The 25665-nt window shown below is 69.0% G+C and carries 15 protein-coding genes; 12 read left to right on the top strand and 3 right to left on the bottom strand.

Going from position 1 to position 25665, the window contains the following annotated elements:
- Window positions 1–220: 220 nt before the first annotated feature.
- The 7 genes from ACYVDK_RS06015 to ACYVDK_RS06045 all read left to right on the top strand — a co-directional run bounded on the left by ACYVDK_RS06015 (window position 221) and on the right by ACYVDK_RS06045 (window position 15577).
- Window positions 221–5776: an IPT/TIG domain-containing protein gene (locus tag ACYVDK_RS06015; protein ID WP_460519406.1), complete on the top strand. Its 5556-nt coding sequence runs from the start codon at window positions 221–223 to the stop codon at window positions 5774–5776.
- A 291-nt stretch (window positions 5777–6067) separates the two neighbouring features.
- Entirely contained in the window at window positions 6068–8911 is a 2844-nt protein-coding gene (locus tag ACYVDK_RS06020; RefSeq protein ID WP_460519438.1) for a DNA polymerase III subunit gamma and tau, read from the top strand.
- A 10-nt stretch (window positions 8912–8921) separates the two neighbouring features.
- Entirely contained in the window at window positions 8922–9518 is a 597-nt protein-coding gene (gene recR / locus ACYVDK_RS06025) for a recombination mediator RecR (protein WP_460519409.1), read from the top strand.
- A 45-nt stretch (window positions 9519–9563) separates the two neighbouring features.
- Complete coding sequence (locus tag ACYVDK_RS06030) at window positions 9564–10796, top strand: ROK family protein (protein WP_460519411.1); 1233 nt, start codon at window positions 9564–9566, stop codon at window positions 10794–10796.
- A gap of 269 nt (window positions 10797–11065) precedes the next feature.
- A complete protein-coding gene (locus ACYVDK_RS06035) occupies window positions 11066–12436 on the top strand; it encodes an MFS transporter (protein ID WP_460519414.1) in 1371 nt (456 codons plus the stop codon).
- 138 nt (window positions 12437–12574) lie between these two features.
- Window positions 12575–14104, top strand: coding sequence for a carboxylesterase/lipase family protein (locus ACYVDK_RS06040; protein WP_460519416.1), 1530 nt, complete (start codon window positions 12575–12577; stop codon window positions 14102–14104).
- A gap of 279 nt (window positions 14105–14383) precedes the next feature.
- Window positions 14384–15577, top strand: coding sequence for a S1C family serine protease (locus ACYVDK_RS06045; RefSeq protein WP_460519418.1), 1194 nt, complete (start codon window positions 14384–14386; stop codon window positions 15575–15577).
- 12 nt (window positions 15578–15589) lie between these two features.
- Here ACYVDK_RS06045 and ACYVDK_RS06050 read toward each other — a convergent pair whose 3' ends face one another.
- The 3 genes from ACYVDK_RS06050 to ACYVDK_RS06060 all read right to left on the bottom strand — a co-directional run bounded on the left by ACYVDK_RS06050 (window position 15590) and on the right by ACYVDK_RS06060 (window position 18250).
- Complete coding sequence (locus ACYVDK_RS06050; protein WP_460519420.1) at window positions 15590–15994, bottom strand: PIN domain-containing protein; 405 nt, start codon at window positions 15992–15994, stop codon at window positions 15590–15592.
- Complete coding sequence (locus ACYVDK_RS06055; RefSeq protein WP_460519423.1) at window positions 15991–16275, bottom strand: type II toxin-antitoxin system Phd/YefM family antitoxin; 285 nt, start codon at window positions 16273–16275, stop codon at window positions 15991–15993. Before ACYVDK_RS06055 ends, ACYVDK_RS06050 begins: the two co-directional genes overlap by 4 nt.
- An 85-nt stretch (window positions 16276–16360) precedes the next feature.
- Window positions 16361–18250: a glycoside hydrolase family 127 protein gene (locus ACYVDK_RS06060; protein WP_460519426.1), complete on the bottom strand. Its 1890-nt coding sequence runs from the start codon at window positions 18248–18250 to the stop codon at window positions 16361–16363.
- Window positions 18251–18458: 208 nt separating this feature from the next.
- Here ACYVDK_RS06060 and ACYVDK_RS06065 point away from each other — a divergent pair, with 208 nt between their 5' ends.
- From ACYVDK_RS06065 to araA, 5 genes are all read left to right on the top strand, one after another.
- Window positions 18459–19565: a LacI family DNA-binding transcriptional regulator gene (locus ACYVDK_RS06065; RefSeq protein WP_460519429.1), complete on the top strand. Its 1107-nt coding sequence runs from the start codon at window positions 18459–18461 to the stop codon at window positions 19563–19565.
- Between the two features lie 34 nt (window positions 19566–19599).
- Complete coding sequence (locus ACYVDK_RS06070) at window positions 19600–20604, top strand: substrate-binding domain-containing protein (RefSeq protein WP_460519432.1); 1005 nt, start codon at window positions 19600–19602, stop codon at window positions 20602–20604.
- 152 nt (window positions 20605–20756) lie between these two features.
- A complete protein-coding gene (locus ACYVDK_RS06075) occupies window positions 20757–21473 on the top strand; it encodes an L-ribulose-5-phosphate 4-epimerase (protein ID WP_460519434.1) in 717 nt (238 codons plus the stop codon).
- A gap of 89 nt (window positions 21474–21562) precedes the next feature.
- The gene (locus ACYVDK_RS06080) at window positions 21563–23146 is read left to right on the top strand and encodes a xylulokinase (RefSeq protein ID WP_460519439.1); all 1584 of its coding nucleotides are present in this window, start codon (window positions 21563–21565) and stop codon (window positions 23144–23146) included.
- Window positions 23147–23447: 301 nt separating this feature from the next.
- Complete coding sequence (gene araA / locus ACYVDK_RS06085) at window positions 23448–24971, top strand: L-arabinose isomerase (RefSeq protein WP_460519436.1); 1524 nt, start codon at window positions 23448–23450, stop codon at window positions 24969–24971.
- Window positions 24972–25665 lie beyond the last annotated feature (694 nt).

The raw sequence follows: 25665 nt of genomic DNA on the forward strand, positions 1-25665 counted from the left end.
CCACGACAACGAACCGCCCAAACCGAAATCATCCACCGGCCACGAGCACATCGGTGGATCCAGGCTTAGGGGGTGATCTGCCCTTGCAGGCTTGACCGCACCACCGAGTGAATCGGTAGCGTTGCAGACGGTTCGAGGTCGTGTCGTGGCATGACCTCGAAGGCGCGGAGGGGACCGTCCAGGGGGTGGACGGCTCCGCGCCGCTGGGGGGAGACCTGTGATGCACTTGGCTTCGGCACGCACGAAAGTGGATGCAGCTGGAAACCGGGCGAGTCACGAAGAGGCGGCACGGAAGAGCCACAGGATGCCGCGGCACCGCAGGCCGCAATGGCGCAGAAGGCTCGTGAAGTGGACGGCGGCATTCGGCGCCTGCCTGCTCATGTCGACGGGCGCGCTCGCCGCCTTCGCATCGTCGGGCGACAACTCGAACGCCAGCGGAACGTTCCTCTCCGGGTCCCTGCTGTCGGGCATTCCGCTCGGCAACGTCGTCGGTCTCGGAGGTGCGAGCGCGACGAATCCCGGCAATCCGACGCCGGTCACGCAGACGAGTCAGCTGGACGTCACCGCGCTCAACGCGGTGAACGTCACGCTGCCGAACGGTCTCAACGTGCCGTTCGGCCAGTTCATCCAGCTCGGTGCCGTCGACCAGTACGCGCAGGCGTCGGACGCCGGTGTCTCGCGTGCCGCATCCGGTGCGGTAGGCAACGACGGGGCCGTGTCCCTCGACGGCAGCGGATCGTTCCCGGCCGATGCCTCTCTCGACCTCACGAAGCTGCTCGGATCGCAGACGGCGTTGTCGGCCGCGAACCTCAACGTAGGCGCGGTCACCGGCGTCGCCGCACTAGGCGGCACCGGCGCCTCGCCGGCGCAGAGCTGTGCGAACCTCTCCAGTCCCGTCGACTGCCGCGGCTACAACGTTGCGAACGCCGGGCTCAACCTCACCTCTCCACTCGTCGGAAATCTGACCACCTCGGTGAACGGAACGCTCGATACCGCCAGCGGCACCGTGAACGGGCTCTCGGCCACACTGAAGTCGACCATCTTCAACACCGTCACCGGCGTGCTCACCCTGCTCTCCGGCGGTTCCAACTCGGTGGATGTGACCATCAACGCGGACCTGAGATCGGCGCTTGCGCCCGTCTTGTCGGGAAGCCTCTCCCAGGGCGGCGTCACGCTCGACCTGGCCAATGGAACGATCACGGCCGATCTGGCCACCGTCATCGGGGGGCTCGACAACCGGGCGCCGAACACACCGCTGCTGAGCGCGGCCGTCATCAACACGATCGTCGCCGACGTGCACGGCATCCTGACTCAGCTGCAGACGAACATCAACACGGCCCTGGCGAGCGCCATCAACAGCGTGCCGGTGACGATCTCCGGCAACATCTGTGTTCCCATCACCGGGTGCGCGGTGGGTGGCCTCACCGTCGCATACACGGGTACGCTCGGCGACCTCGCTTCCGGAAGCGCCAACGTCTCACTGACCGGGAGCGGCACCGTTCTTCCCGTGCTGAACCCCGTTCTGAGCTCGCTGACCGGAACCCTTGCGACGGCACTGGCCACCCCGGTGACGAACGTGCGCACCTCGGTTCTGAGCACCGTCGCGACAGCGGTCGCCGGTGACGTGACGACGCTCACCAACGCGCTCGACCCGGTGCTGACCCTGATCGGAACGGTCATCGGCGTGAATCTCAACGTGCAGGAGGCCGGAACAGCCGGCGGCTCCTATCGCGAGGTCGCCACCAGGGTGTCGCTGCTCTCGGGTGCCGGAGCCACCGTCGACCTCGGACGCGCGGAAGTGGGGCCGAACGTGGCGGTGCCGGCATCCATCACCTCCCTCGCTCCCACGCACGGGCCAGAGACCGGAGGCACGGCAGTGACCATCACCGGGTCCGGCTTCACGGCCGCCACCGGCGTCACATTCGGCGCAGACGCCGGCACGGCGTTCACTGTGGTCGACGACAGCCACATCACGGTGACGACGCCCGCACACGCTCCCGGCGCCGTGAACGTGGTGGTGCAGAGCCCGAACGGCGACTCCGCGCCGGCCACGTACACCTACGACGTCGTTCCCGTCGTCACGAGCCTGGCACCCACCAGCGGTCCACAGACGGGTGGGACGGCGGTGACGATCACCGGCACCGGATTCACGGATGCCACAGGCGTCACGTTCGGCGGTGACGCAGGCACTGCCTTCAGCCACACCGGCGACACGTCCATCACCGTGACCACCCCGGCCCACGCGCCGGGAGCCGTTGGCGTGGTCGTTCAGAGCCCGAACGGCGACTCCGCCCCCGGCACGTTCACCTACGCGCCCGTGACGACCATCGCCGGCGTCAGTCCTGCAACCGGGCCGGAAGCAGGCGGCACCGCTGTCACGATCACGGGGCAGTGCTTCACAGGTGCGACACAGGTCTTGTTCGGCAGCACTCCCGCCACGGGCTTCACCGTCGACAGCGACACCCAGATCACGGCCACGGCGCCGGCGGGCACCGGCGTGGTCGACGTGGTCGTCGTCGGAGCGGGAGCGTGCGGCACCGGCACCGATCCCGGCGGATACACGTACGAGCCGGCCCCGGTCATCCAGTCCCTCTCGCCGAACCACGGCCCGCAGACCGGCGGCACCGTGGTGACGATCACGGGAACCGGCCTCACCGGGACGACCTCCGTCACGTTCGGCGGAACACCAGGCACGAGCATCGCGATCGCGAGTGACACCCAGCTGACCGTGACCACACCTGCCCACGCAGCGGGCCCGGCCGATGTGGTGGTGACGACGGCGCTCGGATCATCCGCGCCGCAGACCTTCACGTTCGACCCGGTGCCGTCGACCCTCGCCCTCGCTCCCGACCACGGCCCGCAGACCGGCGGCACCGTTGTGACGATCACGGGAACCGGCTTCACGGATGCCACCGGCGTCACCTTCGACGGCACCGCCGGAACCTCTTTCACCGTGGACAGCGGCACGCAGATCACCGTGACCAGCCCGTTGCACGCGCCGGGAGCGGTGAACGTGGTGGTGCAGAGCCCGAACGGCGACTCCGGGCCCGTCACGTTCACGTACGACCCGGTGACGAAGGTCGACGGACTGAGCCCTGGCAGCGGACCCGAGTCCGGCGGCACCACGGTGACGATCACCGGTCAGTGCTTCACGGGCGCGACCTCGGTGATGTTCGGCAACACCCCGGCCACAAGCTTCACGGTGAACAGTGACACGCAGATCACGGCGGTCACGCCCGCCGGAACCGGCATCGTGGACGCCACGGTGGTCGGCGCGGGAACATGCGGCACCGGCACCGATCCCGGTGCGTACCAGTACGTGCCCACACCGGCCATCACCTCGCTCACGCCCGATCACGGTCCGCAGACCGGCGGCACGGCGGTGACCATCTCGGGCAGCGGGTTCACGAACGCCACGGGTGTGACGTTCGGCGGGGCTGCAGGCACCTCGTTCGCGGTCGTGAACGACACGACCATCCATGTGACCTCACCGGCCAACGCGCCCGGCGCGGTGGAAGTCGTCGTGACGAACCCGCTGAAGAACTCGGCTCCGCAGACGTTCACGTACGATCGCGTGGTTCAGATCTCAGCGATCAGCCCGGACTCGGGTCCGACGGCGGGCGGAACATCCGTCACCATCACGGGCAAGTGCTTCACAAGCGCCACGGCCGTGCTGTTCGGCGGCACTCCGGCTGCCTACGCGATGCTCAGTGACACCGAGATCACCGCGGTCAGCCCGGCCGGAACCGGGATCGTGGCGGTGGAAGTCGACACCAGCGCCTGCGGAACTGCGACGCTTCCCGACGCCTTCACCTACGTCGCACCGAACGCGCCGGTGATCGGCACGCTGAGCCCCGCATCCGGCCCGCAGACGGGCGGCACCGTCGTGACGATCACCGGCTCGGACTTCACCGGCGTCACGAGCGTGACCTTCGACGGGCTCGCCGGCACGGCGCTCCAGGTCGACAGTTCGACGCAGCTCACGGTCACCACCCCGGTGCACGCGCCCGGTGCGGTGAACGTGGAGGTGACGTCGCCGGCCGGCCCTTCCGCGCCAGGAACCTTCACGTTCACTCCCGTGACGCGGATCGACAGCCTGAGCCCGGTGAACGGGCCGGCGATCGGCGGCACGGAAGTGACCATCACCGGTCAGTGCTTCCTCGGTACCTCGCAGGTGTTCTTCGGCCCGATGCCGGCGCTCGGCGTGTTCGTGATCTCCGACAACGAGATCCAGGCGATAACGCCGCCGGGAACGGGCACCGTGAACGTCACCGTGCAGAATCCGACGCCGTGCGGCAACGCGACTGCGGTCGGGGCGTTCCGGTACATCCCTGCGCCGGTGATCCTGGCCATGACCCCGGTTGAAGGGCCGACCTCGGGCGGAACGAACGTCGTCATCACGGGATCCGGCTTCACCGGGGCGCAGGGGGTGAGCTTCGGCGGCACGGCTGCAACCTTCACGGTGAGCAACGACGCCGAGATCCTCGCCGTCTCGCCGGCGCACCCGGCCGGGCCGGTGAACGTCACAGTGACGACGTCGGGAGGTACGTCGGAGCCGGTCGCGTTCACCTTCATTCCACCGGCCGCCATCGTCTCGCTGAGCCCGGCCGACGGACCGGAGACGGGCGGAACGACAGTGACCATCACCGGAAGCGGGTTCACCGGCGCCACGGGCGTCACGTTCGACGGGACCGCCGGCGGCAGCTTCGCGGTGCACAGCGACACGTGGATCACCGTGACGACGCCGCCGCATGCCGTCGGCCCGGTGAATGTGGTGGTGCAGAGCCCGCACGGCGACAGTGCTCCTGGCACGTTCACCTACAGGCCCGCTACGACGATCACCGGCGTCAGCCCCGGCGAAGGCCCCGAGGCCGGTGGTACCCAGGTCTCGATCACCGGTCACTGCTTCACGGGTGCCCTCGACGTCATCTTCGGCGAGACGTCCGCGACGAGCTTCCAGGTCGTCAGCGACACACTGATCACGGCGGTGACACCGGCCGGTGCGGGGACCGTGGACGTGATTGTCGTGGGCGCCGTGACCTGCGGCTTCGGAAACGATCCCGGTGGCTTCACCTATGTGCCCTCGAACGTTCCGATCATCTACGGTCTGACGCCGAACCGCGGCCCGGAGACGGGAGGCACCGTGGTGACCATCACGGGTGCGAACTTCGACGGCGCGACCGGCGCCACGTTCGACGGCATCGCCGGAACGTCGTTCACCGTGAACAGCGACACTCAGATCACCGTGACCAGCCCGCCGCACGTTCCTGCCACGGTCGACGTGATCGTTCAGGGCCAGAACGTCGACGCGGGCCCGGGCAGCCTGTTGCGGGATGCCGTGGCACTGGATGCCTCGCCGCTCGTTCAATCGAACGCCGAAGCGTTCACGTATTACGCGGTGACCGACGTGCACGGTGTCGATCCCGGCTCCGGGCCCGCGTCGGGTGGCACGACGGTGACGATCGGCGGCCACTGCTTCACCGGCGCCACGCAGGTGCTGTTCGGCGGCACGGCGGCCACGAGCTTCACCGTCGTGAACGACACGACGATCACTGCGGTGACGCCGGCCGGCACCGGCAAGGTGGACGTCACGGTGGTCGGCGCGGGCGACTGCGGCACCTCCACGCTGAAGGGCGGCTTCACCTACCTCACGCCCGTGCAGGTGCTGGCTGCCACGGGTGCAGCGACGCTCGGCCTGGGCGGAGCGCTGGCGGCGCTCGGCCTGCTCGTCGGAGGCATCGCGCTGATGATCCTGAGGCGCCGCCGCAGGGCGTGACGATCGGGGTGCGGGCGCCGCCTGGGCGGTGTCCGCGCCCGTCCGTCCCGCTTCGGCGGCTCCCGCACCCGTCCGTCCCGCTTCGGCGGGTTCCGCACCCGCGCCCCGGTCGGCCTGTGAATAGGCTCTGCCGCACGGTGCGCGACGGGTGTGCAGTGCACGATCTCCACAGGCACGCCACACCGCGCCCGCCCGCATCCACAGCCGCGGTCGCGCGTCGGGGGCCCCGACTACCATTGACGCGTGGTCACAGCCTTGTATCGCCGCTACCGGCCAGAGACGTTCGCCGAGATGATCGGCCAGTCTCAGGTGACCGAGCCGCTGATGACGGCGCTGCGCACCGATCGCGTCAACCACGCCTATCTCTTCAGCGGGCCGAGGGGGTGCGGCAAGACCACGAGCGCGCGCATCCTGGCCCGTTGCCTGAACTGCGCGGAGGGCCCGACCGACACCCCGTGCGGAAAGTGCGAGAGCTGCCTCGAACTCGGTCGTGGAGGGCAGGGCTCGCTCGACGTCGTCGAGATCGACGCCGCCAGCCACAACGGTGTCGACGATGCTCGCGACATCCGTGAGCGCGCCATCTTCGCGCCGGCCCGCGACCGGTACAAGATCTTCATCCTCGACGAGGCGCACATGGTCACCCCGCAGGGCTTCAACGCCCTGCTGAAGATCGTGGAGGAGCCTCCGGAGCACGTGAAGTTCATCTTCGCGACGACCGAGCCCGACAAGGTGATCGGCACCATCCGCTCGCGAACGCATCACTATCCGTTCCGGCTCGTGCCTCCTGCGCAGATGCTCGACTACGTGCAGCAGATGTGCGAGCGCGAGGGGATGTCCGTGGCTCCCGGCGTGCTGCCGCTCGTCGTCCGCGCCGGCGGAGGCTCCCCGCGCGACACCCTCTCGCTGCTCGATCAGCTGATCGCCGGCTCAGAAGGCGAGACCATCGAGTACGAGCGCGCGGTCGCCCTGCTCGGCTACACCCCCGCTGCGCTGCTGGATGAGGTCGTGGATTCCATCGGCGCGGTAGACGCCGCATCCGCCTTCGCCGCCATCGACCGGGTGATTCAGACCGGGCAGGATCCTCGGCGCTTCGTCGAAGACCTGCTGGAGCGACTGCGCGATCTCATCATCGTCGCCGCCACTTCGCCGGATGCCGCCGCGGCGGTGCTTCGCGGCACCCCGCAGGAGGAGCTGGACCGCATGTCGGTGCAGGCATCCGTCTTCGGCGCCGCCGAGCTTTCGCGATGTGCTGACATCGTGAACAGCGCCCTCACCGAGATGACGGGTGCCACATCGCCTCGGTTGCACCTCGAGCTGATGATCGCACGGATGCTCGTGCCCGCCTCCGACTCGACGGATCGCGGTGCCCTCGCCCGCGTCGAGCGACTCGAACGCCGCGTCGGAGTGCAGGGCACGGTCGGCGAGCAGCCGGATGCCGCCGCGACACCTCCGGTGCGACCGGCGGCGCGCAACGCCGGGTCCAACGGTGTGTCGAGCGCGCCCGACGTGTCGGCGCGGCAGCAGGCGTCGACGACGGATGCTGCGCCCGGGGCAGCCGCGAAGTCGGCGACCTCTGCCTGGTCGGCGAGCTCGGGCGGCGCTGAGACTGAGACGGCGACCGCGCCGTCGACCGCTGCGGCTCCCGCCGCGGATGCGCCCGTGCAGACTGAGCTCGCCCGGTCGAACGACGCCGAGCCTGCAGTGGCCCAGGCCGCGGCGTTCGCCGCGGCCGCTGCAGCGAAGAAGGGCATCAGTGGGGGCGGAGCTCAGGGCTCGGAAGGCGGCTCGACCTCAGTCCGCCCGGTCGGAAGCGGTGCCGGCATCGCGGCATCGGCGTGGGCTGCCCCAGGCGTGACCGACGACGGGCCCCCCGTCCCTCTGGGCCCGGTGACGACGCAACAGGTACGGGATGCCTGGCCCGAGATCCTGGAGTCGGTCGCCGAGGCGAGCCGCAATGCCTGGGCGGTCGTCTACACCGCGACAGTGCGCGCCCTCGACGGCGATGTGCTCTCACTGTCGTTCCCGAGCGCGAACGATGTCGAGAGCTTCCGCGGCGCAGCGGGCGCCGACGAAGTCGCGAGTGAAGTGCTTCGGCAGGCCATCGTCGATCTGCTCGGCATCCGGGTGAAGTTCGTTGCGAGGCCGGCCGGACCCGACGGGAGCACGGGTGGTTCCACGGGAACGGAACGGAGGGGACCGGGCGGTCCCGGTTCCGGGCAACCGGCACGAACGGCACCGGTTCAGGGCGGCTCGCGCCAGAGCGCATCGGTGCCGCCTGAAGGCGGCGGCATCGTGCCTGCGGAAGCGGGGCGGGTCCGAGAGAGCCGGTCGCAGGGCTCTGCGGATGCCGGAGTTCGCGCATCGGTGGCGCCCGTCGAGTCGAGTTCGTCGATGGGGTGGGAGACGGTCGCCATCCCCGGTGCGACCGCTGTGCTCGAGCGGCCGCGCGACGACGCTGCGGCAGACCGGGTCGGTGAACTCGTTCCATCCCGGGCTGAGACGCCGCCCGGGGGTTCCGCCGACGACACCCGCGAGGGGAATGCCGGGCGCGACGACGCGACGGCGACGGGCGAAGTGTCCGCCGCGAGCTCTCGATCGGCAGCGGCCACGGCATCCGCCGCCGACGGCTGGTATGTGGGCCCGGACGACTCAGGTGCCCCGGACGACTCAGGTGCCCCGGACGACGCAGGTGCCCCGGACGATGCAGAGCCGCCGTTCCCCGACGAAGGCGGCTCGGCCGACTCGTCCCCGGAACGTGCCCCGACGCCCGAGGCGCGACCGAGGGCGGAGCCGATGTCGGCAGCTGAGTCCGCAACCGAGTCGGCGACCGAGCTGGTATCCGGCCTGGCTTCGAGGACCGACGAGGGCTCCCCCGTCGCATCTCGTGCGACCGAAGCGCCCGACGCCCGGTCTGATGCGCCCGCGCGTGGTACGCAGAACGTGAACCGCAGGAACGACGCGGGCGACGCGTCCTCCCGACCGAAGGCATCCGTCGGGTTCAGCGCCCCTTCACGGTACGGTGAGGCCGTTGTGCGGGAACTGCTCGGGGCGAAGTTCATCGAAGAGCAGCAGATCACGTCCCCGTCCGGCCCCAGTGGCGCCGGGGGCGCGGGTGCCGCCGGTTGGCAGAGGTAGGTTCGGCGGAATGTACGAAGGCGTCGTCCAAGACCTGATCGACGAGCTCGGCCGGCTGCCCGGAATCGGGCCGAAGTCTGCGCAGCGCATCGCGTTCTACATTCTGCAGACGGAGGGCTACGACCCTACCCGGCTCGCGGATGTGCTGACGACCGTGCGCGACAAGGTGCGGTTCTGTGAGATCTGCGGCAACGTGAGCGAGCAGACGACCTGCTCGATCTGTCGCGACCCGCGCCGCGACCAGAGCCTGATCTGCGTCGTCGAAGAGGCCAAAGACGTCGTCGCCATCGAGCGAACGCGCGAGTTTCGTGGGCTATACCACGTGCTGGGCGGCGCGATCAGTCCGATTCAGGGCGTGGGGCCCGACCAGTTGCGCATTCGGCTGCTGATGACCCGGCTGGCGGATGCCTCGGTGCGCGAGGTCATCATCGCCACGAACCCCAACGTGGAGGGCGAGGCGACGGCCGCGTACCTCAGCCGCATGCTCCAGGCGATGGAGGTGCGGGTGACGCGGCTGGCATCCGGTCTTCCTGTCGGAGGGGATCTCGAGTACGCCGACGAGGTGACCCTGGGACGCGCCTTCGAGGGGCGTCGGCCCGTCGGCTGACGGCCGCGATGCGTGAGCGCGATACGTGAAGGCGGGATTCGAACGGTGAGCGACCAGGGGCTCGACGCTCGAAGCACGCTCGTGAGCAGCGACGTGCGTCGGCACAACCTGTCGATCGTCGCCACGGCGCTCGCCGAGCGCGGCCCGCTCTCGCGCAGCGAGATCGCGGCGGCGACGGGCCTCACAGCGGGAGCGGTGACGCTGCTCGCCGGCACGCTGATCGAGGCCGGCGTGGTCGCCGAGAGCGCCGAGGCGGAGCCCACCCGGCGTGGTCGGCCCAAGACTCGGCTGATGCTGTCGGCGGAGCACCTCGCGCTTCTCGTGGTGCAGCTGGATGCCGACACCGCCACCGCGATGCTCGCCACGTTGGCAGGACGGCCGCTCACGAGGGTCTCGCGGCACCACGGGCGGCCGCTCGGGGATCCCGAGGCCGTCATCGATGTGCTCGCCGGTGTCACGAACGGGGCACTTGACGCGGCCGCTGAACTCGGCCGAACCGTCGCCGACGCCATAGTGATCGCGTTCGCCCCCGTGGGAGGGGAGCCGACGATCGTGCTCGCCGACACCGATCTGCTGTGGGGGCCGGTCGACCTCATGGCTGCACTGCGCCGGCGTGTGCCGCGCCTCCGCGAAGCCCGGCTGGTGGGCGACACGACGGCGGCGGTGCGCGAAGAGCTCGCGAGGTATCCGGGCCTGCATGACCTCGTCTATCTGAAGAGCAACTCCGGTATCGGCGGCGCGCTCGTCGTGGCCGGTGCAGTGGTGGCCGGCACGCACGGCTACGGCGGGGCCATCGGGCACCTCGCCGTGGACATCGACGGCGAACCGTGCGTCTGCGGCCAGCGCGGATGCCTCGTCACAGTGGCAGGCCCCGACCTGCTCCTCGAACGCGCAGGCCTGCAGCAGGTGCTGGCCGCAGAGGGCCTCACCTCCGCACTGGCCGAGTTCGTCGCGCGGCTGAGGGCTGCCGACGCCGTCGCGGTCGCGGCGTGGGCAGATGCGGTGCCCTGGATCGCCCACACGCTTCGCATCGTCACGATGACGCTCGATCCGCAGCTCGTCGTGATCGGCGGCTTCTGGGCCGACCCGGTGCTGACCGCCGCGATCGCGGAGGCGTTCGCGAACGGGGATCTTCTGATGGGCGGCAACTCTGTGCTGCCGCCGGTGGTGCCGAGTCGGGTAGGGGACGACGCGGCGATCCTGGGCGCGCTTCGGGATGCCCGCGGGCGCCTGCTCGAGGATCCGCTCGCGCTGCACGACGCGCATCCGGCGGCGTGAGATCTCGCGCTCGACAGGCCAATCGCGAATGTGGTCGCGCGCTCGCGTGTTCGGTCATCGTTTGGTCACGCTGCATTCCGGATTCGCCGCGATCCGTCCGGTTTACTTCAACGCTTGAAATAAAGCGAGGATAAGCGCATACTCGCTGTTGGCGAATGTCGGCGAACGAGTCGGCATGGCCTAACCCGCCGAACGCGCAGCCCGCTGCGCGCCCCGAATCACCCTCGAACCGCATCACCGCTGTGCCTACTCGACGAAGAGGAGACCACATGACCATCGATCCGTCTGCGAAAGCGGAACCTGCCGGAGACGGGAGCGTCGCCGACGCCGTCCCGCTGACCTCGGGTGCGGTTCCGCCACAGTCCGGAACGGCGTCTGACACCGTCGTCGCACCCGACGCCATCGATCGCAGCGGCACCCTGAGCCCGCGCGCCGGCCGCGGCCTGCTGCCTTCGCTGGCGATCACGTCGCTCGTGCTGTTCGCGACGTATTCCGGTCTCATCACGGTGCTGCTGCCCAATCAGGTGGAGGCGCTCGACCCCGCGCGCAAAGTGGCCAACCTCGCGATCGTGACGACGTCGTCCTTCGTCTTCACGCTGTTCGCGCAGCCCATCGTCGGAGCGTTCAGCGACCGCACCCGCTCGCGCATGGGTCGACGCGCGCCGTGGATGGTGATCGGCACCGCCGTCGCGGCCGTGTTCCTCATCGGCCTCGGCTCGCTGGGCTCCGTGCTCTGGATCGCCGTGTTCTGGGTGGTCATCCAGGTGTCGCTGAACGCGATGCAGGGACCGCTGAGCGCCATCATGCCTGACCGGTTCCCGAGGGAGCGGCGCGGCGCGGCGTCCGCCATGATCGGCATCGGCACGATGGCAGGCGGCACGATCGGCGTGCTGGTCGCCGGGCAATTGGCGGCGCACGTCGGTATCGCGTACTCGGCCTTCGGCATCGCCGTGCTCGTGGTGACGCTGGCGTTCGTGCTGCTCAATCGCGACTACCCGAGCAAGACGATGGAGCGGGCGCCGTTCCGCTGGAGGCAGTTCTTCGCGGGCTTCTGGATCAGCCCGCGCAAGCATCCGGACTTCGCCTGGGCCTTCGCGGCGCGGTTCCTGTTCATCCTGGGCTACTTCGTGGCGTTCAGCTACCAGCTGTACATCCTCACGGACTACATCGGCATGAGCATCGGCAAGGCGAACGCGCAGATCGGCCTGCTCTCGATCGCCTCGCTCGTCACGACGTTGGTCTCCGTGTCGCTCGCCGGCTGGCTGAGCGACCGGCTCGGCAGGCGCAAAGTGTTCATCTATCTCGCGTCGGTGCTCATGATCATCGGGCTCGCGATGCCGCTGCTCATGCCGACGATGACCGGGATGCTGCTGATGAGCGCCGTGAACGGGTTCGGCTTCGGCCTGTACATGGCGTGCGACACCGCGCTGATGACCGAGGTGCTGCCAGGCGGGGGCTCCGCCGCCGCGAAGGATCTGGGCATCCTCAACGTCGCCACGAACATCCCGCAGGCGCTCAGCCCGTCGATCGCCGCACTGCTCATCGGGTTCCTCGGCGGCTACCCCGCACTCTTCGTGTTCGCCATGGTCTGCGTGGCGGTCGCGGCGCTCGTTCTCATCCCGATCAAGGCCGTGCGATGACGGATGCTCGTGCCTCCATGCGACACCGTGGGTTGAGCTTGTCGAAACCAGCACCGGGTACGAGATTTCGACGAGCTCAACCCTCGGGGAAACACGCCGAACGATGACCTTGAATCCAAGGAAAGAAGGAGGCGACAAGTGACCGATCAGCTGACCGACACCGTGACGACAGAAGCGGGCGACCCCGACCGCCCCACCGTGCAGACACGCGCAGGGTCGGTGCGCGGGGTGTGGCGAGGGGCCTCGGCCGCGTTCCTCGGCATCCCGTTCGCCCAGCCGCCGGTGGGGGAGCTGCGGTTCGCGGCGCCGGTGCCGCATGCCGCGTGGGACGGCGTCCGTGATGCATCGGAGTACGGTGCCACGCCGCAGCGCAAGGCGCTGCAGGAGGTCACGCTCATTCCGGAACCGTCGATCCCCGGCGATTCGACGCTGAACGTCAACGTGTTCACCCCGGCCCCGGGCGATGCCGAGGCGGCGCTGCCCGTGCTGGTGTACATCCACGGCGGCGGCTTCGTCGCCGGGTCTCCGGCGAGCCCCTGGTACGACGGCGCCGCGTTCAACCGTGACGGCGTCGTGACCGTGAGCGTGTCGTATCGGCTCGGGTTCGAGGGCTTCGGCTGGATCGAAGACGCTCCGCTCAACCGCGGCATGCTGGACTGGATGCTCGCACTCGAGTGGGTGCGCGACAACATCCGCTCCTTCGGCGGCGACCCGTCCAGGGTAACGATCGCAGGACAGTCGGCGGGCGGCGCGGCCGTCTTCGCGCTGTTGGCGAGCCCGAAGGCGGCGGATCTGTTCCACGCCGCGATCTCGCTCTCCGGCCCCGTCGGCGACAGCTCGCTCGAGGCGGCGGAGTTCAACGGCCGCCGGCTTGCCGAAGCGGCCGGCGTCGAGCCGACGGTCGCGGGCTTCTCCTCGCTGGAGGAGACCCGGCTGCTGCAGCTGCAGGGCGCGGTCGGTCCGGTCCCGGACCAGGGGGACGCCTCCGCAGACCCGCTGGCCGCGTTCGGCCGCCTCTCTGCGGAGGCCATGCCGTGGTGTCCGGTCGTCGACGGCGACCTGCTTCCGACGCGGGTCGCGCAGGCAGCGGCATCCGGATCGGCCGTGGGCAAACCGCTGCTGCTGGGCACCACCGACCAAGAGTTCAACATGGGCGTGGCGCCGCTCGGCGAACTGCTGGCGAACGTCGCCGCCCGCGACGCGCTTCTGCGCATCGGATTGAGCGGTGACGAGGCGGATGCCTACGCAACCGCGCATCCGGGTGAGCCGGCTGCTGTCGTGCTCGGTCAGTTCGTCACCGACAGTCTGTTCCGTGCGCCGACGAGGCGGCTCGGCGATGCGCGGGCACAGGCGGATGCCCCGACCTGGCTGTTCCGCTTCTCGTGGCCGTCGCCGACGATGGGCGGTGCCGTGCACTGCCTGGACGTGCCGTTCTTCTTCGACTGCCTGCACGCCGAGCGCGTGGGCGTGATCGCCGGCGCGACGCCGCCGCAGGAGCTCGCCGACGAGGTGCACGCCGCCGCCGTCGCGTTCATCGTCGGTGGCGACCCGGGTTGGGCTCAGTACCGCGTGCCCGCGCGCGAGGTGATGCAGTACGACGCGCCGTCGCGGATCGTTCCTGACGGATTCGGCGACGCGATGGCGGTCCCGTCGCCCGCCGTCGGTTGAGCGGAGCCGCCGGACTGGCGTGACCGCTACAGGAATCGGCATCCGCCATAGAAAGGTTCTGTGGCGGATGCCGATTCCTGGCGCTCGTCCGCGAAGGATGTGTCACTCTGCGACGACAAGGTAACCGGGATCGCCCGCATTAGGCGATACCGCGCCGCGCAACGCGACGCGTGGCGCATGCGGCGTACAGTCACCAGGCGTGGGACCGACGTGGGGTCGCGTGGAAATGGACGGATGCGCCGGGCGGCTGCGCGCTTTGTGGGCGATCAGGGGCGCCTCATGACTGAACCTGACGAGAATGCTCCGGACGACGAACCTGAACACGGCACGCCCCGACCCGGCTTGACGCAGCCGCCGGCCGAGCCCACCGGTCGTCGCGGCGCCCCCGCGTGGTTTATCTGGGTGGTCGCCGCCGTCATCGCGATCGTGCTCGGCGTCGGCGCGGGGTGGTTCGGGGCCTGGTGGGAGAACGGCGGAACATCCGCTCGGTCGTCCGGGGCGACGGGATCGGCGCCCGGCTCGTCAACCGGATCGTGCGACGCGGTGACCGTTGCCAACCAGGTGCTGCCGACCATTGTCACGATCAACGTGAGCGCTGCCGGCGGCAGCGGCGTCGGCAGCGGTGAGGTGATTCGCAAAGACGGTTACATCGTCACGAACAACCACGTGATCTCGGCGGCGCGGAACGGCGGCGAGATCCGTGTCACGTTCTCCAACGGACACGCCGTTTCCGCGAAGCTCGTCGGACGCGACCCGCAGTCCGACCTCGCCGTGCTCAAGGTGAGCGCGGGTTCCGACCTGCCGGTGATCGGCATCGGCGACAGCGAGAATGTCGCAGTCGGCCAGCCGGTCGTCGCTCTCGGTGCGCCGCTCGGGCTCTCCAGCACGGTGACAGCAGGCATCGTGAGTGCTCTAGGCCGCAACATTCCGGTGCCGAGCGATGACGGCGCCACGGCGACACTCGCCGGTGCCATCCAGACGGATGCCTCCATCAACCCTGGCAATTCCGGTGGTGCTCTCGTGGACTGCCGCGGCGACCTGATCGGCATCAACACCGCCATCTCGACCGTGCCCAACTCCGAAGGCGTCGGCGGCGGCGGATCCGTCGGCATCGGCTTCGCCGTGCCGGTGAACCTCGCGATGCGCATCGCCGATCAGCTCATCGATACCGGGGAGGTCGCCTATCCGTACCTGGGCGTGCAGGTGACCCCGATCCCGCCGGCGGTGGCCGAGCGATGGGGAATCGAAGACGGCCTGTTCGTCCAGTCCGTCGACGCGAACGGATCGGCAGCCAAGGCGGGTCTGAAGGCGGGGGACATCGTCACGAAGATCGACGGCCACCCGGCGAACCGCGCCGACGTGCTCACCGGCCTGCTGCTGACCAAGAAGGCGGGCGACACCGTGCAGGTCACCTATGTGCGCGACGGGACGGAGAACACCGTGACGGCGACCCTGGTGGCGCGTCCCTCGTAGGCGGGCGAGCGTTCACACCTCGACGATGGTGACGAGACCGTCGAGACCCTTCAGATCGACGGCGTTCCGTGTCGCCAGCGTCATGCCGCGGGACGCCGCCACGCCCGCGACCATGCGATCCAGTGTGTTCCTGCGAGCGCCTTGCCCGACCTCGACCGCGCGCCGGACTATGCGCCCATACGCGACGGCCGCGAAGTCGTCGAAGGGCAGGCCCGCCCCGAAGACAAGCGCGAGTTCGTCCAGGGCGTCTCGTCGCCGTTCGGCCTCCTTGCCCGTCACTGTGCACAAGCCCATCCGAAGCTCGGAATAGCTCAGCGAGGAGATGAAAAGCGAGTCGAATCGGCCGAGTTCCGGAGGCGCCTCCGAAGGCTGCTTGAGCGCGACCAGCACCGACGTGTCCAACAACGCCGTGGTCAACGAGACTCCCAGGGGTCTTCGGTCACTTCGGCACGAGAATCCTTCAGATCGCGTGCCCAGTCTCCGACTCCCTGATCCGGATGAATGAGGCGGTCGATCTCCGCGGGAGTGGCGCCGCGCCTCGGCGTGTGCGGAACGATATCCGCCACAGCTCGGTGGTTCCTCGTGATGGTGACGACGTGACCGCTCTCCACCTCGTTGATCGCGTCTGTCGGATTCTGGCGAAGCTCTCTAATAGACACGGTCCGCTGAGCGTGGGCAGCAGTGGGTTGCGCGTTCATGAGGCCATTCTATGCAGATGTAGATCAATGATCTACATTCGGTCACAGTGCTCACCAGCCGCTTGCGTCGTGTCGTGACGGTTTTTCACGCCTCCGGCAGCCACACCCGCATGTCGTCGCCGCCGCGGTTCGCCCAGGCGAAGTACGGGATGCCGATGAGGGCCCGGCCGTCGACGGTGCGCACCGACACCCCGACGAGCCCTGGAACGAGTTCCGGCGCGGGCGCCTCGGTGAGCGTGTTCGCTGCTATCGCGACGTCGTCCAGCACGACACCGTCCGCTTGGTCTGCATCCTCGAACGCATACACGAGCGGGCCGCGCTCTGCGGCGACGCTGCCGCGCACGGCATCCACTCGGGGGTTGGGGCGGGTCACCCGTGGGGTCAGCGGCAGCACGAGTTCGAGCGCGTCGCCGGGGCTGAAGACCCGCGTGATCGTGGCGTAGCCGCCGGGTGCGACATCCGCCGAATCGAGCGTCGCGCCTGCAGCCCATGACGGCACTCGCAGGCTCAGTGTGATCGGGGCGGCCGGAGCCTCGGTGACCGTGATGTGCACGTCGCCGTTCCACGGGTAGGCGGTGTCGACGGTCAGCTCCACGTCACCGGCGACCGTGGTCGCACGCACCGTCGAGGGTGCGAATTGGTGCAGCTGCACGCCGTCGTCGCTCGACGTGGCGAGGTAACCGCCGAGGCTGGAGAGCATGCGCATGATGTTCGGCGGGCAGCAGGCGCAGCCGAACCAGCGCAGCCGTCCGTTCTTCGGATTGCGTTCGTCGTCCGGATGTGCCTCGTGTCGCACCTGCAACGGGTTGACATAGAAGTAGTCGCCGCCGCGCAGCGAGACGCCGGCCAGGAAGCCGTTGAACAACATCCGCTCGATCTGATCCGCGTAGGGAGCCTCGCCCGTGGTCAGCAGCATGCGCCACGCCCACTGCACCGCGCCGATCGCCGCGCACGTCTCGGCGTACGCCCGGTCCGGCGGGAGCTCGTACGGGTCGCCGAACGCCTCGCCGTCCCAGCGCGACCCGAGCCCGCCGGTGAGGTACTGCTTGGTCGTCGCCATGTGGTCGTACTGACGTCCGAGCGTTGCGAGCAACTCGGAATCCGAGGTCTCGATGGCGACGTCGGCCGCTCCCGTGGCGAGGTACACCGCGCGCACCGCGTGGCCCTCGACCGTCGTCGCCTCGCGGACCGGAAGGCGGTCGGAGAGGTAGGTGGAGTTGCCGCCGAAGCGCTCCAGCGTCTGATGGCCCCGGGCGTCGACGAACCACTCGGCGAGCTCGAGGTAGTCGCGCTTGCCGGTCTCGCGGTAGAGCTCCACGAGAGCGGTCTCGATCACCGGATGCCCGTCGACGTCGCCCGCGGATCCGGTCGTCGAGCGCGGTCCGAACTCGCGCACCAGGTGGTCGGCCACGCGTACCGCGACGTCCAACAGGTCGTCGCGGCCCGTGGTGCGCTTCTGCGCGACGCCGGCCTGGATGAGGTGACCGGCGCAGTAGTGCTCGTGATTGCGCTCCGGATGCGCGTACCGCTCGCCTTCCCGGAGCCGAACCACCGTGTTGAGGTAGCCGTCGGGCTCCTGGGCGGCTGCGACCAGTTCGGTGATGGCGAGTTGATCGGCGAGCAGTCGATCGCTCGGCTCCCGTCCGTACTCCCATGCCGCAGCCTCGAGCCACTTGTAGACATCCGAGTCGGCGAAGATCGGCCCGATCGTCTCGGTCTGTGTCTCGGCAGCGGCGTGGAGACGGTCCGCGGCGATCTCGAAGTTGCGCAGATTGCCCGCGTCATGGAGCTGGCGCAGCCCGTCAGGGATGGACACGTCGCGGTTGGCGAGCTGTCGATCGAGCCAGAAACCGTCGCGCAGCCGTACGTCCGAGAGTGCGAGCGGTCGCAGTGTTGTGCTTGCGCGGGGTTTCACTGGTCCGGGGCGGTACGTGGCGGTGACCGGGTGCGCAGTCGTTTGGGGGGTGACGGTCACGATGAAGATCCCCTTCTCGAGGACGACGGATGTTTCGACGGATGCGGGCGACGAGAGAGTAAGAACGTTCCGGAAATTTCCGAACCTCATCGACGGTACCGGGCCCTTCGCACGCCGTCAAGGCCACCGGTGTTGCTATCGTGGGGCTCCGCGGAACAGTTCCGTAGTAGGCGTGAAAGCGTCGTCCGAATCGCAAAGGCAGGTTCGCATGGCATCGAAACCGGGGCCGCCGAAGCCGGTGCGGTCGAACCCGGTGCCGTCGAGCCCGGTGCGGTCCAGCCCGGTGCCGTCGAGCCCGGTGCCGTCGAACCCCAAGCCGTCGAACCCCTCGGTGCGCGTGGTCGACGTCGCCGCCGCGGCCGGTGTCTCGCCGGCGACGGCATCCAAAGCGCTGAACAACACGGGACAGCTGAGCGACAGCACACGGCGGCGCGTGCGCGAAGCCGCCGAACGGCTCGGTTTCACCGAGCGCGAGCGCGAACGGGATTCATCCCGCACCGTGACCGTCGCACTGCTCACCGGCGACTCCGTCGGCCGGTTCAGTCTGCCGATCCTGCTCGGGGCGGAGAACGCGCTGAGTCTCGGCCGCATCATGGTGCTGCTCTGCGACACGCGCGACGATCCCGTGCGGGAACAGTTCTATCTCGAAAGGCTGCGCGGGCAGCACGTCGACGGCGTGATCGTGACCGGTGGATTCACCGATCCGCGCCGGCCCCTTCGCACCGACATGCCGATCGTGTACGCGCACGCGCCGTCGCCCGACCCGCACGACACCTCCGTGGTGTCGGACGACGTGGCGGGCATGGCGCTGGTGGTCGATCATCTCGCGAGTCTGGGCCGGCGACGACTGGCCCACATCACAGGCCCCATCGATCAGCGCAGCGCGCAGGTGCGGGCGGAGGCGATGCTGGCCACGGCCGAGCGGAACGGGTTGTCGCTCGTGCACGAACCCCTGTACGGCGGTTGGAGCGAGGCCTGGGGTCGCGCGGCCGTCGACATCCTGCTCGATCACGGCGACGGTGCACCGGATGCGATCGCCTGCGGCAGCGACCAGATCGCGCGCGGTGCCTGCGAGCGGCTTCGCGAACGTGGGGTCGGCATCCCCGACGACGTCGCCGTCACCGGATTCGACGACTGGGATGTGATCGTCGCCGGCACGAGGCCGCCGCTCACGACCGTCAACCGCAAGCTCGGGGAGATCGGCCGCCGCGCTGCCGAGCTCCTGCTGGAAGTGATTGGAGGCACTCCCCAGGCGGGTATCGAAGGCGTGCAACCAGAGCTGGTGACCCGCGGGTCGACGCTCGGCGTGCTCTGAGCGGCAGCGGATGCCCCGGCTATCGTGAAACCCCATGGGAACCACCGCACGCCCGCGTGACCCGCGTCGCGCGGGCGTGCGAGACGTGGCGGCGCTCGCCGGGGTGTCGACGCAGACGGTGTCGCGGGTGATCAACGAGCATCCGAGCGTGCGCGACGAGACGCGTCGACGGGTGCAGGACGCCATGCTCGAGCTCGGCTACCGCGTCAACAACGCGGCGCGCACGCTGGGCACCCGCCGCACCCGCACACTGGGAGTCATCGCGTCGAACGCCGCGCTGTTCGGGCCATCGTCCGCTGTCGTGGCGCTGGAAGCGGCGGCGCGTGCCGCGGGGCGCTGGGTGACGACGGCCTACGCGGATGCCTCCGATGAGTCGTCCACACTGGCCTCGCTCGAGCACCTGCTGTCGCAGGGCGTTGACGGGATCGTGGTGGTCGCACCCCGTGTCTCGACCGTCGCGATCCTGCGCAAGCAAGACGCAGGGGTACGGGTCGCTGCTCTCCCGTCCGGGAGCGGCGAGAGGCTGCAGGCAGAAGGCGAGGGTCTCGCGGTGTCGCACCTCGTGGGGCTCGGCCACCGGCGCATCGCCCGGCTCGGGGGCCCCGCAGATTGGCTCGAAGAAGCAACGAGGGCGCGCGGGTTCGATGACGCGATGGGGCGTGCCGGAGCCGAGGTGGTGGCGCGCTGGTCGGGAGACTGGTCGGCCGCGTCGGGGGCGATGAGGGCGCTCGAGGTGGCCGCGGCCGTGCGGTCCGGCGCCGCCTCCGCTGTCGTCGTGGCCAACGATCAGATGGCGCTCGGGCTCATGTCCGGACTCGTCTCGGCGGGCCTGTCCATACCGCGCGACGTCTCGGTCGTCGGCTTCGACGACAACACGGACGCTGCGTTCTACCGGCCGGCGCTCACCACCGTGCGCGCCGACCTGGAGGGCGAGGCGAGGCGCTGCGTGGCTGAGGTGCTCGAACTCGGCGACGCGCAGGCATCCGTCGAACCGCCTCGCCTCGTGGTGCGCCAGTCGACGGCTCCGGTCGGACAGTGAGCGAGCAGAATGGTTCTGCGTTCATGTGACCGGTAACATGAACGGGATGCCACCCAGAGCTCGCCGACGCCGGGCCGAAGGGAAGCCCACACACGACACCGACGCGGGCGAAGCCGGAGCGGACGAGACGAGAACGAACGATGGAGGAGTCAGTGACGATTCTGGATGCGACGCAGAAGGCAGCCGTCGCCCGCACACGTGAGGAGGTCACCGTTCTGCACGGTGAACTCGTGCGTTACGGTCTGGTGGTCTGGACCGGTGGCAACGTGTCGGAACGTGTGCCCGGCACCGAGTTGTTCGTGATCAAGCCGTCCGGAGTCTCGTACGACGACCTGACACCCGGGAACATGATCCTGTGCGACCTCGACGGCCAGGTCATGCCGGGCACAGCCGGCAGCGATCGAGCCCCCTCCAGCGACACCGCGGCACACGCCTATGTGTACCGCCACATGCCGGAGGTGGGCGGCGTCGTGCACACGCACTCCACCTACGCGGTCGCGTGGGCGGCGCGCGGCGAGGAGATCCCGTGTGTCATCACCGCCATGGCCGACGAGTTCGGCGGCCCCATCCCGGTCGGGCCGTTCGCGGTCATCGGCGACGACTCGATCGGCCGCGGCGTCGTCGAGACACTGCGCGAGCACCGCAGCCGGGCTGTGCTCATGCAGAACCACGGCCCCTTCACGATCGGCGTGAGCGCGAAGGACGCCGTCAAGGCGGCAGTGATGGTGGAAGACGTCGCGCGCACCGTGCACATCGCACGCCAGGGCGGAGCCCTCATTCCGATTCCGCAGGAGGCGATCGACCGCCTCTACGACCGCTACCAGAACGTGTACGGCCAGACGACGGATGCCCGAAGGAGCCAGTCGTGAGCGCCGACGTCTCGGCTGAAAGCGCCGCCGCACAAGCCCCGACCGTCCCAGCCGCGGCCGCTGCAGACGCGACCGCAGCGGCCGAAGCCATCCGCGCGGGCCGCGCAGTTCTCGGCATCGAGCTGGGCTCCACCCGTATCAAGGCGTGCCTGATCGGCGACGACCCTTCCCTGACGATCGCAGTCGGAAGCCACGCCTGGGAGAACCGGTTCGTCGACCGCAGGTGGACATACTCGCTCGAGGATGTCTGGGCAGGCATCCAGAGCGCGTACGCCGACCTCGTCGCCGACGTGCAGCGCCGCTACGGGGTGCAGCTCACCTCGCTCGGTGCGATCGGCGTCTCGGCGATGATGCACGGTTACCTGCCGTTCGACGGGCACGGCGAGCTGCTCGTGCCGTTCCGTACCTGGCGCAACACGACCACCGCACCTGCCGCGGCCGAGCTCAGCGAGCTGTTCGGCGTGAACATTCCGCTGCGCTGGTCCGTCGCACACCTCTACCAGGCCGTTCTCGACGCGGAACCGCACGTGCCGAACGTGGCGTTCCTCACCACGCTCGCCGGCTATGTGCACTGGAGGCTGACGGGTCGCAAGGTGCTGGGCGTCGGTGACGCGTCCGGCATGTTCCCGATAGATGCCGCCACCGGCAGCTATGACACCGACCTGCTCGCCCGTTTCGCCACCCTCGTCGACCGGCCCGACCTGAACACCATCCTCCCGACGGTGCTGTCGGCGGGCGAGCCCGCGGGCGACCTCACCACGGAGGGTGCGGCACTGCTCGACCCGGCCGGCGCACTTCGGCCCGGCATCCCGCTCTGCCCGCCGGAGGGGGATGCCGGCACGGGCATGATCGCCACGAACGCTGTCGCGCCACGCACCGGCAACGTCAGCGCAGGCACGAGCATCTTCGCGATGGTCGTGCTGGAGCATCCGCTCGTCGAATCGCACGAGGAGCTCGACCTCGTCACCACGCCGGCAGGCGACCCGGTGGCGATGGTGCACTGCAACAACGGCGCCAGCGAACTGGCCGAATGGACCGGACTGTTCCGCCGCTTCGGGGAGCTGGCAGGGGCCTCCGTCGACGTGGACGCGGTGTTCGAACTGCTGTTCCGTGAGGCGCTGAACGGCGAACCGGATGCCGGCGGCCTGCTCGCATACAACTACCTGGCGGGCGAGCCGGTCACCGGCACGGCGGAGGGGCGTCCGCTGTTCGTGCGCACGCCGGACAGCCGATTCACGCTCGCCAACCTCATGCGCGCTCAGCTCTACGGGGTGTTCGGCACCCTGAGCCTCGGCATGCGCGTGCTCTCCGACGAGGGCGTCGCGCTCGACCGGATGCTCGCCCACGGCGGCGTCTTCCGCACTGCGGGCGTCGCGCAGCGGTTCCTTGCGGCGGCACTGAACGCTCCGGTGGCCGTCGGCGAGACGGCCGCGGAGGGCGGGGCGTGGGGGATCGCGGTGCTCGCGGCGTACCTGCGCGAGGCATCCGCAGCCGGCGGCACGCACCCATCACTCAGCGACTACCTGAACGACATCGTGTTCGCGGATGCCGCGCTGCGAGTCGCCGACCCCGACCCGGCCGATGTCGCCGGCTTCGCCGCCTACCTCGAGCGCTACAGCGCCGGCCTCGGGGTCGAACGCGCCGCGATCGCTGCGCTGATTCCCGCTGGCTGACCGTGCCGCCCCTCCCGCTGGCTGACCGCGTGACCCCTTCCCGCCGGTTGAGCTTGTCGAAACCCCTCTCGCGGGTTGGGCCAGCCGCCCCCTTCCCGTTGGTTGAGCTTGTCGAAACCCCTCCCGTTGGTTGAGCTTGTCGAAACCCCCGCTGGTTGTCCGTGTCACCCGCGCTCCCGCTGGTTGACCGTGTCGCCCCTTCCCGCCGGTTGAGCTTGTCGAAACCAGAAGTACTCCCGTCCCACTCCCCGTTCCCCATCCCATCCCGCCCCAGTACAACCGGTACCGAAGGAACAGACCCATGACCCGCACCCCTCTCACCACCTCGCTCGACGAATACGAGGTGTGGTTCCTCACCGGCAGCCAGCACCTCTACGGCCCGGAGACACTGGCGCAGGTCGCCGACCAGTCGCGCGCCATCGCGGAGCAGCTCGGGGCATCCGCCGACGTGCCGGTGCGTATCGCCTGGAAGCCGGTGCTCACCGGATCGGAGGAGATCCGCCGCATGATGCTGGAGGCGAATGCCGACGACTCCGTGATCGGCGTGGTCGCCTGGATGCACACCTTCAGCCCCGCGAAGATCTGGATCGCCGGTCTCGACGCGCTGCAGAAGCCGCTGCTTCACCTGCACACGCAGGCGAACGTGGCGCTGCCGTGGAGCGAGATCGACTTCGACTTCATGAACCTCAACCAGGCAGCACACGGCGACCGCGAGTTCGGGTACATCCAGTCCCGCCTCGGCGTCGCCCGCACCACTGTCGTCGGCCACGTCAGCGACCCTGTCGTGAGCGGCCGCATCGGCACCTGGATGCGTGCGGCCGCCGGCTACGCGGCATCCCGCGCCCTCAAGCTCGCCCGTTTCGGCGACAACATGCGCTTCGTCGCCGTCACCGAGGGCGACAAAACGGAGGCTGAGCACGTCTTCGGCGTACAGGTGAACACCTGGGGCGTGAACGAGCTCGCGGATGCCGTGAGCCAGGCATCTGAAGCAGACATCGACGCGCTCGTGGCCGAGTACGAAGAGCTGTACGACGTCGTCCCCGAGCTGCGGCGCGGCGGCGAACGGCACAAGTCGCTGCGCGATGGTGCCGCGATCGAGCTGGGGCTGCGCTCGTTCCTCGAGGAGGGCGGCTTCGGTGCCTTCACCACGAACTTCGAGGATCTCGGCGCCCTCAAGCAGCTGCCCGGGCTCGCTGTGCAGCGCCTGATGGCCGAGGGTTACGGCTTCGGCGCTGAGGGCGACTGGAAGACGGCGGTGCTCGTGCGCATCGCCAACGTGATGGGCGCCGGGCTGCCTGGCGGCGCATCCCTGATGGAGGACTACACGTACGACCTCACGCCGGGTCGGGAGCGCATTCTCGGCGCGCACATGCTCGAGGTGAGCCCGTCGCTGACGACGGCGAGACCGACGCTGGAGATCCACCCACTGGGTATCGGCGGTAAGGATGACCCGGTGCGGCTCGTGTTCAACGCGGATGCCGGCCCCGCTGTCGTCGTGGCGCTCTCAGACATGCGCGACCGGTTTCGTCTCACCGCGAACGTGGTCGAGGTCGTACCGCCCACAGCGCCGCTGCCGAACCTTCCTGTGGGTCGAGCGGTGTGGATTCCGCAGCCCGACTTCCGCACCTCCGCCTGGGCGTGGCTGCAGGCCGGCGCCGCGCACCACACCGTCATGACGAACGCCGTGGGCATCGAAGCATGGGAGGACTTCGCCCGGATGTCCGCCACCGAGTTGGTCATCATCGACGAACGCACCCGCCCACGCGAGTTCGAGCACCAGTTGCAGTGGAGCGCCGCCTACTGGCGCCTCCAGCGCGGCCTCTGACCTCGGTCCCGCCCGGCCTCATCCCGATCCCACCCATACGCCCAGTACCGGTCGGTGCCCAACTGCGCCAGATCACCGTGATTGCGCCCGGAAACCTGGCGCGATCGCGCCAAGCTGGCGCAATCACGGCACGCATCGGTCGAGCTGGGCATGCGGGGATCAGTCGCCCCGGGGGCGCGCCACGCCCGGGGCGCAACGCCGAATTGCACGTCGGGCCCCCGCCACGTAAAGTAATCACTTGTCACCCCAAAGGTGCGGAAAGCTCGCAGAGCTTCCGGCCTCAAGTGGGACCGATCCCCAGCCGAAGAGCTACTCCTTTCGAGGAGAGAACCACTGGCTGAACGGAATGAACAACTTCCATCGGCGTGTGCTCGAGTCTGTCTCGAGCGCTGGCCCATGGATGATCGGCGAACAAGCCCTGACAAGTAGGTCGAGAGACCGATGGTCAGGAGTGTCCGATCCTTGAGAACTCAACAGCGTGCACAATGTCAAATGCCAATTTACCTCGGCATCAACCTTTTTTGGTTGGTGTGGAGATTCCTTTGGATTAGATATTTATTGAATGTCAGTTTGATATTCGATTCTAGTCAAGACAAGCTCGCGATTCGTGAACCTTTTTTGGTTTGTGTTTTGTATGGGTGTTTCCGGTGGGTCCTTTTGGGGGCTTGTCGGGTTTGAACATTTATGGAGAGTT

The organism is Humibacter antri (genome assembly GCF_054777235.1).

Coding starts and splice junctions, on each gene's coding strand:
- ACYVDK_RS06070 (WP_460519432.1), top strand. CDS start 19,600: ATGGGAACCACCGCACGCCCGCGTGACCCGCGTCGCGCGGGCGTGCGA.
- ACYVDK_RS06065 (WP_460519429.1), top strand. CDS start 18,459: ATGGCATCGAAACCGGGGCCGCCGAAGCCGGTGCGGTCGAACCCGGTG.
- ACYVDK_RS06035 (WP_460519414.1), top strand. CDS start 11,066: ATGACCATCGATCCGTCTGCGAAAGCGGAACCTGCCGGAGACGGGAGC.
- recR (WP_460519409.1), top strand. CDS start 8,922: ATGTACGAAGGCGTCGTCCAAGACCTGATCGACGAGCTCGGCCGGCTG.
- ACYVDK_RS06045 (WP_460519418.1), top strand. CDS start 14,384: ATGACTGAACCTGACGAGAATGCTCCGGACGACGAACCTGAACACGGC.
- araA (WP_460519436.1), top strand. CDS start 23,448: ATGACCCGCACCCCTCTCACCACCTCGCTCGACGAATACGAGGTGTGG.
- ACYVDK_RS06020 (WP_460519438.1), top strand. CDS start 6,068: ATGATCGGCCAGTCTCAGGTGACCGAGCCGCTGATGACGGCGCTGCGC.
- ACYVDK_RS06015 (WP_460519406.1), top strand. CDS start 221: ATGCACTTGGCTTCGGCACGCACGAAAGTGGATGCAGCTGGAAACCGG.
- ACYVDK_RS06055 (WP_460519423.1), bottom strand. CDS start 16,275: ATGAACGCGCAACCCACTGCTGCCCACGCTCAGCGGACCGTGTCTATT.